We start from the raw sequence: 12895 nt of genomic DNA, 5'->3' as shown, positions 1-12895 counted from the left end.
AATGTTTCAGGCAACCGCCCACATAACATGGCCAATCGCCGGGGCAATCACCACGGTCACCACGCCTGACAGCATCATCACCAGGCTGGAAACCACCCCCTCCTGCTGGCCGATCTCATAGGCGCGTGCCGTACCCGCCCCGTGCGATGCCGCGCCAAACCCGGCACCTTTTGCCAGCCCCTGCTTGATCGCCAGGCGCAGAAACAGCAGGTCACCGACCGCCATACCAAATACCCCGGTGATCACCACGAACAGCGCCACCAGATCCGGCTGCCCGCCGAGCTGTTTCGCCGCCGCCAGCGCAAACGGTGTAGTGATGGAGCGCACTGCCAGGCTGCGCTGGATCTCCTCCGGCAGCGTCAGCAGGCGCGCCAGCCACACCGAGCTGCACACCGCGACGGTAGTGGCGGTGATCACCCCGGCGCTGAGCGACAGCCAGTGGCGGCGGATAATCGCCAGGTTCTCATACACCGGCACGGCAAACGCCAGGGTGGCCGGGCCGAGCAGCCACAGCAGCCAGCGGCTCTCGCCAATGTAATCCTGCCAGGAGATATGCGTCACCAGCAGCAGCGCCACCAGCACCATTGGCGTCATCACCAGCGGCATCATCAGCAGTCGGTGCCAGCGGCGGTACAGGCGTTTGTTGAGGAAGTAAACCAGCAGCGTGGCCAGCAGGCAGGCAATACTCAGCAGCAAATCACGCATCGCGTTTCTCCTGTTTGCGCTGCGCCAGCCAGATTTCGAAACGATAAACCCGCTCGACCACCAGCGAGGTCGCCGCCAGCACCAGCAGCGTGCTGAGGCCAATCACCAGCAGAATGCGCCAGCCCTCAAGACGCAGCAGCTCGGCGTAGTTAACCACCGCCACCACCGCAGGAACAAAAAACAGCAGCATTTCCGCCAGCAGCCAGCTGGCTCCGGCCTTCACCCAGCCGAGCGGCATCACGCGGCAGATAATCAGTGTCAGCAGCAGTAACATGCCGACGATATTGGCCGGAAGCGGCAAATGGAACCAGATAACTAGCTGTTCTGAAAAAACAAATAGCCCAATGTACAGCATCACCTGTAGCGGAACCTGTAACCTGTGCAGCCAGCCCGTTCTCTGCGGGCTTATTGCCAGCGCCATGATGTTTACCCCATCGCCAATTGTTTTTACTGCAAACATTATAAAGCGGTAACAAAGGGTGAAAAAAATGACTTAATATTATTCAAACTATGCCAGACAGGAATGATTATGGACGTTCGCGCCCTGCGCTACTTTGTGGAAGTGGTTCGCCAGCAGAGCTTTACCCGCGCAGCCGAGCAGCTGTACGTCACTCAGCCGACGATCAGTAAGATGCTGCGCCAGCTGGAAGACGAGCTGGGCTGTACGCTGCTGATCCGCGAGGGCCGCAAACTGCATCTGACCGATACCGGCCAGGCGGTGTATCAGCGCGGGCTGACCATCCTGCAGGAGTTTAAGCAGCTGGAAGCGGAGATCAGCGATATTAACGAGCTGAAAACCGGCGAGCTGCGCCTCGGCATTCCGCCCATGGTCGGGATGCAGATTGCCGGTTCCATTTCGGCCTTTCGCCAGCGCTATCCTGGGGTGAAGCTGAAAATTTCCGAATTTGGCGGCCTGACGGTGCAGCAGGCGGTGCTGTCTGGCAGCCTTGATATCGCCATGACCGCGCTGCCGGTAGCCGACGATTTGCCGCTAAACTCGCTGGCGCTGATGAGCCACCCGCTGTGCGTACTGGTGCCGCGCACCGAGCAGTGGCTGCGCCGCAGTCATCTGCCGATCAGCGAGCTGGCCGGGCTGCCGATCCTGATTTATAACGAAGAGTTCTCGCTCAATCGCCAGCTGATGCGCGCCTTCCAGGCCAGCGGCTTTACCCCACAGATTGCGGTACGCAGCGGGCAGTGGGATTTTCTGGCGGCAATGGTGCAGGCGGGAATGGGGGTGGCGATCCTGCCGGAGCCAATCTGTCAGCGGCTGGATAAAAGCCAGCTGCTGTGGCTGCCGCTGAAGTCGGAGCTGGTGTGGAAACTGGGCTTGATCTGGCGGGAAGGCAGCTATCTGTCGCGCAGCGCCCAGGCGTGGATCACCTGCTGCCGCGAGTTCTGGCCGGGAGAAGCGCCGCGGTTATCGTTGTAACCCCGGCAAAACCAGGGCGAGGCATGCCTCGCCCCTGCGAAATCGCGTAGGGGTCGGGCATGCCCGACCCGCAATCCCTTCATTCCTCTTTCTCAATCAGCAGCGTTTCCAGCAGGTCGAGGTCGTGCAGCAGTTTCTGCATGGTTTCGTTGCTGATCTGCTGCGTGGCGCGCAGATGATACAGCTCGCCGCGCTCGGCACGCAGGCCGCTAAGGCGGAAGCGGCGTTCGAGGTTCTCGGCATACAGTGCGCGCTCCAGATCTTCCTTACCGTCCACGCGGCGGCGCAGGTTACCCACCACGCGCGAACTGATCTCTTTCAGCAGCTCCGGGTCGATATTCTCTTCCGTATCCGCCGCCAGGCGCTCTTCCATCTTGTACAGGCTCTCGATCGCCGTGCCGGCCATCACCGCGCGCGCCATCTGTACTTCGCGGCGGTGAACGGTTTTATCAATCCCTTCCACCCCGCGCAGCAGCAGCGGCAGCACCACGACGCCGACCAGCAGTGAGAACAGGATCACCCCGGTGGCGAGGAACACCAGCTCATAGCGCGCCGGGAAATCATCGCCGTTGGTCAGCAGCAGTGGAATAGAGAGCACACCGGCCAGAGTAATCGCCCCGCGCACCCCGGCAAAGGAGGCAATCAGCAGTTCACGCGTCGAGTAGCTGGAGAACTCCATCGGACGCTTTTTCAGCGCGGTGCGGCTGATGAGGCGCATGGTCCACAGCCAGCCAAAACGTACAATCATCAGCGCGACATAGATCATCACCACGGAAGCAAACAGCGCCCACAGCTCAACGTTGGGATCCGCATCCGCCTGGTGCACCGAGATTTCAAGTATGCCCGGCAGCTGCAGGCCCAGCATCAGGAACACCATGCCGTTAAAGACAAACTCCAGCATCTGCCAGACGCTGTTGGCGCGCAGGCGCATCGCCAGCGGTGCCTGGCGGATAATGCCGGAGCGCGAAATGGTCATCCCGGCTGCTACCGCCGCAAGGATACCGGAGACGCCGATATGTTCGGCAATCAGATAAGAAGCAAACGGCAGCAGCAGCAGCAGCACGGTCTGGGTGGCCGGATCATCCCCGCTCCAGCGGCTGAACAGGCGCAGCGATTTACCGTACAGCCAGCAGATGGCAATACCCGCCAGCAGGCCGCCGATCGCCACTTTCAGGAACTCTATCGAGGCGCCGGAAACGGTAAACACCATGGTGCCCATCGCCACCGCAACGGCAAATTTCAGCGACACCAGGCCAGACGCATCGTTCATCAGCGCCTCGCCCTGCAAAATCGCCATGATCTTTTTCGGGATGCGCCCCTCGCCGACGATACCGGAGAGCGCCACGGCATCGGTGGGTGACAGCACCGCCGCCAGCGCAAAGGCGGCCAGCAGCGGAATGCCCGGCACCAGCCAGTAAATCAGATAGCCGATACCGACCACGGTAATCAGTACCAGCACCAGCGCCAGGCCGAGGATCTCGCGCCCGTGGTGCAGAAACTCACTGGTTGGGGTTTTCCAGCCATCGGCAAACAGCAGCGGCGGGATAAACAGGACTAAAAACAGCTCCGGGTCAAAGTCGACATGCAGACCAAAGGTCGGCCACGCCAGCAGCGCGCCCATGGCGATCTGCACCAGCGGCAGGGGAATTTGAAACGGAATGATGCGTGCAGCAACGCCGGACAGCGAAACAACCAGCGTCAAAATGAGGATGGTGAAGAAGATTTCCATGCTTTCCTTTCTTTATACGTCTTCCGGTGGGTAAAAAACAACCACGAACATGATGATGATCATGTCCTGAATGATAGTAAAACAAATTAAGAAAATGTTTAGAAACAGGATGTGCGTATAGAGGAGAAATTCAGTGACATCTGAAGGTGGGGCCGACGAATTCGGCCCCGAAACAGGATTAAATCGCCCAACCGCCGGCATAGAAAGCGACCAGGGCCACGGCAATGATCACCGTGCCCGCATTCAGCTTGCGCCACTCGCCGGCAAAGATACGGCCGATGACCAGGGCGCCGAAACCGAGCATGATGCCGGTGACGATATTACAGGTCAGCACGATAAATACCGCAGCCAGCAGGCCGGACATCGCATCCACGAAGTCGCTGAAATCAATTTTCGACACGTTGCTCAGCATCAGCAGGCCAACGTACATCAGCGCAGGCGCCGTGGCATAGCCAGGGACCAGATAGGCCAGCGGCGACAGGAACAGGATCATCAGGAACAGCACGCCAACCACAATCGCCGTCAGACCGGTTTTACCGCCCGCCGCCGTGCCCGCTGCCGATTCGATATACACGGCCGCAGGTGCGGCGCCGACCAGACCGGAGAAGATGCTGCTCAGTGAGTCGGTGGTCAGTGCCTTGCCGCCGTTAATAATCTGGTTATCTTTGTCCAGCAGATTTGCCTGGCCAGCCACCGCGCGGATGGTACCGGTGGCGTCAAACACCGCCGTCATCACCAGCGCCAGCACGCTTGGCAGCACCGCCGGTTTCAGCGCGCCAAGAATATCAAGGCTGAACAGCAGCGAGTTACCCTGCGCATCGCTCAGGCTTGGCATCGCGAACAGCCCCTGATAGCTCACCGCCGGGTCGAAGATCAGACCAATCACCGAGATAGCAATAATCGTCAGCAGGATGCCGCCCGGCACCCGCAGTTTTTCCAGGCCGAAAATCACCGCCAGACCAAGCAGCGTCATCACCACCGGGAAGGAGGGGAAGTGACCCAGCGTAACCGGCAGGCCTGGGCCCGGGTTTTTCACCACCAGGCCAACGCCATCCGCCGCAATCAGCAGCAGGAACAGGCCAATACCCACGCCGGTGCCGTGCGCCACGCCCATCGGCAGGTTACGCAAAATCCACGCGCGGATACCGGTGGCGGAAATCAGCGTAAACAGCACCCCCATCAGGAATACCGCACCGAGTGCCACCGGAACGCTGATATGCTGGCCCAGCACCAGGCTGAAGGCGGTAAATGCCGTCAGTGAGATAGCACAGCCAATCGCCATCGGCAGGTTGGCCCACAGGCCCATCAGCAGCGAGCCGAAACCGGCCACCAGGCAGGTCGCGACGAACACGGCGGTCGGTGGGAAACCGGCTTTGCCCAGCATTGAAGGCACCACGATCACCGAGTAAACCATCGCAAGGAAGGTGGTGAGTCCGGCTAAGACTTCCTGGCGCACGCTACTGCCGCGCGCAGAGATTTTGAACCAGGCGTCTAAAGAGCCGCTGGCCGGTTGAGAAGGAGTCGACATAGTAATCCCCTGAGCTTTCTTATGAGTTATCGCTGCGCAGTACCGCTGTTACCCAGCGGCGTCCAACATTTGCATCCCTGGCACAATATACGCGGTACAAAAAACCTCAGGGCGAGGCGCTGACCGGATAAAGGCAAACGTTTTCTATTCCACGCAAAAAACCGCGTAATTGCAGTGCTTATTTGTGAGCAAACGATTATCCGGTGTTTATTGGTGCATTTTCAACACCTGTTAAGCGGATCTCAGCAAAATATCCCCTAAATAATTCTGGCTGCAGGAAGGCGGCAAACGAGTAAATCCCGATGAGCTTGACTTCCGTAAGTGATTCGGGTGAGCGACAAATCTGCATGGAGCAGATTTGAACGCTGTTCACAGCAGCCCTGAAAGGGCGAGACCCACGGATGGGTCGAGTAATGCGGCCAACGCATCTGCAGCTTGAAGTATGACGGGGATAATAGTAGCGGGGGAGCGTGCCTGCATCGTAATAGCGCTTTCTTATGGCTATGGCACGATGCAGGCTGGGTGAAACCTTTATGCGTCAGGGGGAGAAAAAGATTCAGGAGAGGTTAATTTCGCCACCCTGCTGCAGAGCGCGCTGCCAGGCGGCACGCGCCTGCACTTTTTGCAGCCATGCCTGAATCGCCGGGCTGTCGGCGGCGCCTCCGCGTGCGGTCAGCGCCTGTAGCGGAAAACTCATTTGCACATCGGCAATGCTGAAGCGGCTGCCGGCAAACCACTGATGGCTGGTCAGGTGCTGCTCAATAAACTGGCGGTGAGTCGCGATCTGTGGATTGAGATAGCCTTTCTGTACCCCTTTGCCAAAGGCACTGCCGATCGGGCGCAGCAGCCACGGCACCGGAGCCTGCCCCATGCGGCTGAAGATCAGCTTCATCACCAGCAGCGGCATCAGTGAGCCTTCCGCGTAGTGTAGCCAGTAGCGCGACTGGATCACCTCCTCCTCATCGAAAAGTTTCAGCCGATTTTCTGCGTCATAGTGGGCTTCCAGGTATTCGAGGATCGCGCCGGACTCGGCCACCACGCGATTTCCGTCGGTGATAACCGGGGATTTCCCCAGCGGATGCACTTTTTTCAGCTCGGCGGGGGCCAGCATGCTGGCTTCGCGCTGGTAACGCTTGATCTGGTAGGGCACTTCCAGCTCTTCCAGCAGCCACAGCACACGCTGCGAGCGCGAATTATTCAGATGATGCACGGTGATCATAGCCACTCCTTCAAGCGGTGAACAAACTCTAAGTATAGGAGTTTATGGCCCTTTCACATCCAGCAGGATCGCGCCGGTGCCCTGCTCGCTCAGCCTGTCGCCCGGGTTGCGCAGCGGGCAGTCCTCCATCGACAGGCAGCCACAGCCGATGCAGCCGTCGAGGTCGTCTCTGAGATGGGTCAGCGTCTCGATGCGGCGATCCAGCTCTACACGCCACTGCTGCGACAGCACCGCCCACTCTTTTGGCGACATGCGTTTGCCCGGCGGGTACTGCATCAGACTGTCGCTGATGGTCGCCAGCGGAATACCGATGCGCTGGGCAATCTTGATCACCGCCACGCGCCGCAGCACGTCGCGCGTGTAACGCCGCTGGTTGCCGGGGTTACGATAGCTGCTAATTAATCCTTTGCTTTCATAGAAGTGCAGCGTGGAGACCGCCACGCCGCAGCGCTGCGCCACGTCGCCGGGGGTCAGTTCTCGCTTGTTGGGATTGTTGAGACTTTTTTTCATTTGGCCCTTTACCTCAAGTTAACTTGAGGAATTATACTCAGCAACCATTGAGACCGCGACCGTTTGACGCACAAGACCTGGGAGAAAAAGGAATGCATGACGACATCATCAACACCCTGACCCACTGGATTGATAACAACCTGGATAAGACGTTGTCGATAGATGAAGTGGCGGCAAAATCGGGATATTCGAAATGGCACCTGCAGCGTATGTTCCGCACCGTCACCAGGCAGACGCTGGGCAACTATATTCGCGAACGCCGCCTGACGCTGGCCGCAGAAGCCCTGCGTCAGACCCAGCGCCCGGTGTTTGATATCGCTATGCAGTATGGCTATGACTCGCAGCAGACCTTCTCACGCGTGTTCCGCCGCCAGTTCTCACAGACGCCAACCGCTTATCGCCACGCTATGCGCCGCCAGTCTTTACAGCGCAGCAGCTGGAACGTCGACTGCAGCGACTACTCAAGCAGCGGGCTGCGCAACTGAATCAGCGCGACGCCACTGCGATTGACGGTGGCAGCCCCTGCGCCTCCTGCCCCCAGTACGAGGGCGACAGGTACCAGCCACCGCCCATCTCCTTGATGTGATACATCGCCGCATCGGCCTGCGCCAGCAGCGACTCGGCCGAACGGTGATTTTTAGCCAGCGCCACGCCGATGCTTAGCGCCTGCCTTACCCGCGTACCTTCCGGCAGAGGGATCGGCAGCGCCATCGCATCAAGGATGTTGCGCGCCACCTGAGCCACCTGCTCCTCGCGCTCTACCGTTGGCAGCAGCACGGCAAACTCATCGCCGCCGAGACGCGCCACCAAATTATACGCGGGTAAACTGGCGCGCAGCCGCTGCGCGGTGACGGTCAGCACGTAGTCCCCCGCCGCGTGGCCGAAACGATCGTTGACCTGCTTGAAGCGGTCGCCGTCAATAAACAGCACGCCAACCTGCTTGCGCGCCAGCGCATCCTGCATCAGCGTCGCCAGCTGCTGCTCAAACGCCTTGCGGTTGGGCAGGCCGGTCAGGGAATCGTGCAGCGCCTGGTGGGCCAGCGTGTCATTTTCACGCTTCAGATGGCGCTGCCAGTTATCCAGCTCGTCGAGCAGGCTGTTAAAGTCGCCGCTTAGCTTGTTCAGCTCTGCAATCGACGATGACGGCACGCGCAGGGAAAATGCCCGTCGGCGGCGCACATCGTGGGCAACGGAGGCGATATTTTGCAGGCCCAGGAGGATCCCCGCATGCATGCGGTTCGACAGCGCACACGCCACCAGCGCGGTGACAAACAGGCTGCCGCTTAGCCACAGCAGTGCCTGCCACAGATAGTGCAGCACGCGAGTCGCATCGCCGCTGATCCACACCCGGCCAATTTCCTGCCGATGCAGCATCACCGGCGCGCTTACCGGTTGCGGAAACAGCCAGCGCGACACGGCAGCGCTCAGCCCGCTGTGCTCTGCCTTGCCCGGCTGCTGCCAGCTGGCGAGCAGCTGCAGGTTCGCGTTATAAATGCGCCCGGAGGCAAATTCTGCCTGGTTACCGATCTCGCGCAGGATCTCCTTTGCCGCTGCTGCATCATTCTGCGCTACCGCCATTTGCGCGCTGTAGCTGACGCTGGTTGCGACCAGCTGAATATTATTCTCGGCGTAGCTGCGCAGTGCGAACATCGACAGCGCCGACAGCGATGCACCGCTGAACAGCAGCGATACCACGATAATGATCAGGTGAATGCGCTGAAAAGACTCGCGCATGGTCGGCAGTTCGCGCGCGGCCACGGTTTTATTTCGCTGGTGTAAAAGGCTGGATAGCCAGGAGTTACCATTAAATGACACGCAGGCTCCTTATTATCTTCTGCCCCTGATTAATTATTTTTGCTTGGATTTCGGCAAGCGGAAACCCTCCAGAATAGATTTCTGGAAATTAAGATTAGGAGCAGCATTAATAAAAATCCTACAGGTCATCGCCAGGCTGCACAACTTTAAACAGCGTGAGATTCATCTTAAACCATCAAGTTTGACTTAGCGGTAAGTCAAATCACTGAGAGCTAACTAACGTTTTTCGCCAGAGGTTACGGTCACTTTTGATACTAAAAAAACGACCATACCAAGTATAAATATTGTTCAACTTTTAAAATCGAGTGATATAATGTGACCGCCGTCACACTTTAATGACCTGCGCGTCAAGGCGAAACGGAGCCTACCTGGCAGCTCCCGTCCGCTCATGGTGATGATGCATCCGTTTGTCAGGACCGATCACCGTGGAGTTTAGATAAGATGGCTACGATTACCACCAGCGTACTACTCATGAGATGGGAACTGCTGAGTGCAGTGATGATGTTTATTGCCAGCACCTTTAACGTGCAGTGCCGAAAAGCCAGTCGCAATGCGATGGCTTTCATGTTTACTGGTATCGGTATCGGTATGTCATGCTGGTTTGTCACCGGGCTGCTGGGTATTACGCTGAGTATGGAAAATCTGCACAACTTCTGGCATATCACCAAAGATGTGTTTGTCGAAGTGATGAGCCGTACACCCGCTGACTGGCCAATGCCGTAAGCGACACCTGCATGGCGAGCTGACCCGGCTCGCCGTACAGGGTATTATTTGCCACTCTTTAAATCTTTTTTAGCACCGCCGGTAACGGCACATCTTCGGGCTCTTTGCTTCCCGGCAACGCTTCTGATTTACGGTCCTGCAGCCACATATCTCCCATCAGCTGATTCAGTCCGTTATCCAGACCGGTCACCAACCCCGCGCCTGGGGTAAACGTCAGTTCGCCAAAGTAGATATGCCCTTCATGGATGTACCAGTCCACGCGCACATAGTCAAAATCTGCCGCCAGCTGTTTGCTGAGGGTTAGCGCACGTTCCAGCGTCTCCATATCGCCGCTGATATCAAAACCGGTATCGCGGATTTTATAGAAGCAGTTCTTCAGGTTGTTAACGTAGAAGTTCATCGACAGCGCCGAACAGCCTGCGCGGTTGTAGATCACCTGCAGCACATACTCAAAGTTGCCGTCTTTCTTGTTGAACATATGGAACTTGTAGTCAACGGCGGCAAACTTGCCATCCCCGACGTATTGCTCAACCAGAATGCGCGGCTTGATATAGCGATAGTGGATCTCACGCGCATGGTGCGAGAAGTCCTGATGCAGCCACTCATCACATCGTTTAATCAGCAGCTGCTTCTGAATGCAGTCGGGCTCTTCCAGCACGATTTCGACCATCCCTGAGCCATGGTTCGGCTTGATCACGGTATTTTTCAGACTGCCCAGGCTGAGCAGTGAAATCGGATCGTCAGTCTCATGAATCAACGGAATCAGATACTCTTCGCCAATAACGCGGGCAATATAATCTCTTACCAGCAATTTATCTGAAAGATTGGCATAGCGTACATGATCGCCGGTCACATATTTACGATACAGAACTTTCTCATTGAATAACTTAGGTTCCCGGATGTTAGGTATACTTCTGAATTTCTGAAAGTAATAAACTTTATCCTGGTAAGACCAAGGCATCTTTTTGAGCAGGTAAACAAAACCTTTTCTCAATTCTGCTTTGAGCTTCAACATGATTTACCTCATCTGTAGGTTTTGTAGTTGAGTGAGGAAAGCTGTATTTTAAGAATGACGCCATTCTTAAAGAAATAATTCATTATCGTCAGGGATAAAAGCTCAGTAACAAACACGCTCCAGGCTGCGCCTGTTAATCCCCAGGAGTGGATAAAGAAGTAAGACGTTGCCAGACCAATCACCACCAGTAAAATGACTTTCACCAGTAAGTAGTTGAAACCGCCCTCTTTAACCATGTAGCGATACGCTACTGTTCCCATTGCCGAAAAGCAGGTTGCTAACGACAACAACGTAATGAGGTTTCCCGATTGTGTGTAGTCTTGCCCATAAAGGCTGTTGATGATCCTGTCACCAAACAGCGTGACAAGGGAGAGCATCAAAAATGAAACTGCCATTACATATCCGTACAGTCGTGAAGCCAGTTTTACTGCCACATCACCGCGTTCCCGGAAAATCTCAGAAAAGCACGATGTAATGATTGCGACCGGAATAAAAATCCATGAAGCAGAAATGGTGTTTGCTGCGGTGAACAACCCCAGCTCATGCGCTGAGCCAACCCCAACCAGAAAGAACTGTGCCGTCTTTACCTGGATAGAGATAAACACGCTGGAAATCGCCAGTGGCAAACCCGCATGCAGTAAATAACGTAAATAATTCCTGCGCTTGCGCCGCGGCGGTGGGCTGATGCTGTTGGTCTGATAAAAGCGGCTGCGCTTGATCAGATACGGTACCAGCGTAACCGCAACAATCGACAGTGACAGCAGCAACGGGCTGAGTTTGAACCAGGCAACGCCAAAGCTGATGGCGAAACTGAGTATCATCCCCGTGGCATTGGCCACCGTGTTCATTCGCGATTCAAGGCGCGCATTGTTGTATACGCTAAAAATATCCTGAGTAACGAACATGGCCGAAATAAATGAAGCCACGGCAAAAACAATAAAATTTTCACGCATGGTCAACCAGACATACAGCAATACCGGTAACGACAGCACCAGTAATAATGTCAGGCGCAGTGATTTCGCCACGGCCATCAACCGCATTCCTTTCGATGCACTTTTGCTGATGCTTTTGAAAAGAATGGTTTCAGTACCAAAAATGGCAATAGTCTGAACAATTGAAAAAAGTGATGCAGAAAATGCTATTTGGCCAAATATGGCTGGACCGAAAGATTTGGCCACATAGGAGGTGACAAAAATTACACCAAAAACCGAGACAATCTTTTCAGACATCATCCAGGCAGCATTAGACATCACACTGTATTTCATCGAAGCATCCTTTGTGTTTCCAACACCCTAAAGCCACTAACCAACACATCCTTGTCCACAACTGATTCAATAACGCACAGTGATACCTGGCGACAAAGCGAAAATTAATCTGCTAATCAGGCATCGGCGTGCCTTTTATTAAATCATGCCATTTATTTTTGAGACGGTTTTTTTAACCGTGCCACATTCTCAACTGCTGCGAGTGTAGTTAACTCTGGTCTTATTCATACTGTGACCGTTTTCACAAAAATTCTTAAGTCGGGAGCAAAGTTAGCACAGTTTTTTTTCCCTGCCCGCTGGAGTTTTCCTAATTACTGCCTGGTCTTGTACTGGCATGAGACGAATTTATATCAAAAAAACCAATATCGAAAGCTAACAAAACCCTTTTGAAATAAAATAGGAGAAATCCCATGATGTTATTTCTTCATAATCCCTTAACTTAAAGCCTGCCATTCCAATCGCGTACTTTTAAACACTGCGCCAATATCTGCACAAAACAGATCCATTGATTAATGCAGTTATTCTCATCCAAATATTGTTAAGAAAGGTAATAGCATTATGAGAAAGTCACGATATACCGAAGAGCAAATCACCAGTGCCATTAAAGCTTCTGAGAGCGGCATTAAGGTGAAAGAGATTTGTGATGAACTGGGGATTTCTGAAGCAACTTTCTACAGTTGGAAAAAGAAATATGCTGGCCTTTCCTCAGAAGAAGGGCGAAAAATCAAAGAGTTGGAGGAAAAGGTGCACACTATGGAGCGGGAACTGCAAACCCTGTCATCGGACAAAGAGATGCTGCAAAGCGTATTGAAGAATTTCTTTACCACCAATGACAAGCGCCAGGCCGTTAATTTTTTGCAGGATACTTATGACATCGGCACGCGCCGCAGCTGTCGCCTGCTGGATATCAGCCGTAGCGTATACCATTACCCGTATAATCTCGAAAATCAGTAA

The 12895-nt window shown here is 55.2% G+C and carries 13 protein-coding genes; 4 read left to right on the top strand and 9 right to left on the bottom strand.

All coding sequences use genetic code 11. From position 1 onward, the window contains the following. Positions 1 to 6: 6 nt before the first annotated feature. Both ACLI4M_RS11510 and ACLI4M_RS11505 read right to left on the bottom strand, forming a co-directional pair. The gene (locus ACLI4M_RS11510) at positions 7 to 705 is read right to left on the bottom strand and encodes an LrgB family protein (protein WP_048917537.1); all 699 of its coding nucleotides are present in this window, start codon (positions 703 to 705) and stop codon (positions 7 to 9) included. After that, on the bottom strand, positions 698 to 1126 hold the full coding sequence (locus ACLI4M_RS11505; RefSeq protein ID WP_062818492.1) for a CidA/LrgA family protein: 429 nt from the start codon (positions 1124 to 1126) through the stop codon (positions 698 to 700). The genes ACLI4M_RS11510 and ACLI4M_RS11505 overlap by 8 nt, the downstream gene beginning before the upstream one ends. A gap of 108 nt (positions 1127 to 1234) precedes the next feature. Between ACLI4M_RS11505 and ACLI4M_RS11500 the strand changes: the two genes are divergently transcribed. Beyond that, positions 1235 to 2137 (top strand): LysR family transcriptional regulator, encoded by a 903-nt coding sequence (locus ACLI4M_RS11500; RefSeq protein ID WP_133624959.1) that lies wholly within the window; start codon positions 1235 to 1237, stop codon positions 2135 to 2137. 79 nt (positions 2138 to 2216) lie between these two features. On the opposite strand, the gene ACLI4M_RS11495 is transcribed toward ACLI4M_RS11500, so the two are convergent. The 4 genes from ACLI4M_RS11495 to soxR all read right to left on the bottom strand — a co-directional run bounded on the left by ACLI4M_RS11495 (position 2217) and on the right by soxR (position 7123). Further along, a complete protein-coding gene (locus ACLI4M_RS11495; RefSeq protein ID WP_048917539.1) occupies positions 2217 to 3866 on the bottom strand; it encodes a Na+/H+ antiporter in 1650 nt (549 codons plus the stop codon). Between the two features lie 178 nt (positions 3867 to 4044). Further along, positions 4045 to 5394, bottom strand: a complete 1350-nt coding sequence (locus tag ACLI4M_RS11490; protein WP_048917540.1) for an NCS2 family permease — start codon at positions 5392 to 5394, stop codon at positions 4045 to 4047. Positions 5395 to 5950: 556 nt separating this feature from the next. Then, entirely contained in the window at positions 5951 to 6613 is a 663-nt protein-coding gene (locus ACLI4M_RS11485; protein ID WP_048917541.1) for a glutathione S-transferase family protein, read from the bottom strand. 42 nt (positions 6614 to 6655) lie between these two features. Next, complete coding sequence (soxR, locus tag ACLI4M_RS11480) at positions 6656 to 7123, bottom strand: redox-sensitive transcriptional activator SoxR (protein ID WP_048917542.1); 468 nt, start codon at positions 7121 to 7123, stop codon at positions 6656 to 6658. A gap of 92 nt (positions 7124 to 7215) precedes the next feature. On the opposite strand from soxR, the gene soxS reads away from it, so the two are divergent. Next, the gene (gene soxS, locus ACLI4M_RS11475; RefSeq protein WP_133624960.1) at positions 7216 to 7608 is read left to right on the top strand and encodes a superoxide response transcriptional regulator SoxS; all 393 of its coding nucleotides are present in this window, start codon (positions 7216 to 7218) and stop codon (positions 7606 to 7608) included. 1 nt (position 7609) lies between these two features. On the opposite strand, the gene ACLI4M_RS11470 is transcribed toward soxS, so the two are convergent. After that, the gene (locus ACLI4M_RS11470; protein WP_282468443.1) at positions 7610 to 8938 is read right to left on the bottom strand and encodes a diguanylate cyclase domain-containing protein; all 1329 of its coding nucleotides are present in this window, start codon (positions 8936 to 8938) and stop codon (positions 7610 to 7612) included. Between the two features lie 441 nt (positions 8939 to 9379). Here ACLI4M_RS11470 and ACLI4M_RS11465 point away from each other — a divergent pair, with 441 nt between their 5' ends. Then, a complete protein-coding gene (locus tag ACLI4M_RS11465; RefSeq protein WP_048917544.1) occupies positions 9380 to 9661 on the top strand; it encodes a YjcB family protein in 282 nt (93 codons plus the stop codon). Positions 9662 to 9719: 58 nt separating this feature from the next. Here the strand turns inward: ACLI4M_RS11465 and ACLI4M_RS11460 are convergent, their stop codons facing one another. Together ACLI4M_RS11460 and ACLI4M_RS11455 are read right to left on the bottom strand one after the other, a co-directional pair. Then, positions 9720 to 10676, bottom strand: coding sequence for an ATP-grasp fold amidoligase family protein (locus ACLI4M_RS11460; RefSeq protein WP_048917545.1), 957 nt, complete (start codon positions 10674 to 10676; stop codon positions 9720 to 9722). 8 nt (positions 10677 to 10684) lie between these two features. Further along, a complete protein-coding gene (locus ACLI4M_RS11455) occupies positions 10685 to 11941 on the bottom strand; it encodes a polysaccharide biosynthesis protein (protein ID WP_048917546.1) in 1257 nt (418 codons plus the stop codon). Positions 11942 to 12499: 558 nt separating this feature from the next. Here ACLI4M_RS11455 and ACLI4M_RS11450 point away from each other — a divergent pair. Next, positions 12500 to 12895, top strand: coding sequence for a transposase (locus ACLI4M_RS11450; protein WP_048917547.1), 396 nt, complete (start codon positions 12500 to 12502; stop codon positions 12893 to 12895).

Source organism: Erwinia sp. LJJL01 (assembly GCF_047300805.2).
Lineage (GTDB): Bacteria > Pseudomonadota > Gammaproteobacteria > Enterobacterales > Enterobacteriaceae > Erwinia > Erwinia aphidicola.
Note: the sequence above shows the minus strand (reverse complement) of the source record. Positions and strands in the feature narration are given on the sequence as shown.

Excerpts from the sequence above, each read along its gene's own strand:
- ACLI4M_RS11510 (WP_048917537.1), bottom strand. The coding sequence starts at position 705 with ATGCGTGATTTGCTGCTGAGTATTGCCTGCCTGCTGGCCACGCTGCTG.
- ACLI4M_RS11505 (WP_062818492.1), bottom strand. The coding sequence starts at position 1,126 with ATGGCGCTGGCAATAAGCCCGCAGAGAACGGGCTGGCTGCACAGGTTA.
- ACLI4M_RS11500 (WP_133624959.1), top strand. The coding sequence starts at position 1,235 with ATGGACGTTCGCGCCCTGCGCTACTTTGTGGAAGTGGTTCGCCAGCAG.
- ACLI4M_RS11495 (WP_048917539.1), bottom strand. The coding sequence starts at position 3,866 with ATGGAAATCTTCTTCACCATCCTCATTTTGACGCTGGTTGTTTCGCTG.
- ACLI4M_RS11490 (WP_048917540.1), bottom strand. The coding sequence starts at position 5,394 with ATGTCGACTCCTTCTCAACCGGCCAGCGGCTCTTTAGACGCCTGGTTC.
- ACLI4M_RS11485 (WP_048917541.1), bottom strand. The coding sequence starts at position 6,613 with ATGATCACCGTGCATCATCTGAATAATTCGCGCTCGCAGCGTGTGCTG.
- soxR (WP_048917542.1), bottom strand. The coding sequence starts at position 7,123 with ATGAAAAAAAGTCTCAACAATCCCAACAAGCGAGAACTGACCCCCGGC.
- soxS (WP_133624960.1), top strand. The coding sequence starts at position 7,216 with ATGCATGACGACATCATCAACACCCTGACCCACTGGATTGATAACAAC.
- ACLI4M_RS11465 (WP_048917544.1), top strand. The coding sequence starts at position 9,380 with ATGGCTACGATTACCACCAGCGTACTACTCATGAGATGGGAACTGCTG.
- ACLI4M_RS11460 (WP_048917545.1), bottom strand. The coding sequence starts at position 10,676 with ATGTTGAAGCTCAAAGCAGAATTGAGAAAAGGTTTTGTTTACCTGCTC.
- ACLI4M_RS11455 (WP_048917546.1), bottom strand. The coding sequence starts at position 11,941 with ATGAAATACAGTGTGATGTCTAATGCTGCCTGGATGATGTCTGAAAAG.
- ACLI4M_RS11450 (WP_048917547.1), top strand. The coding sequence starts at position 12,500 with ATGAGAAAGTCACGATATACCGAAGAGCAAATCACCAGTGCCATTAAA.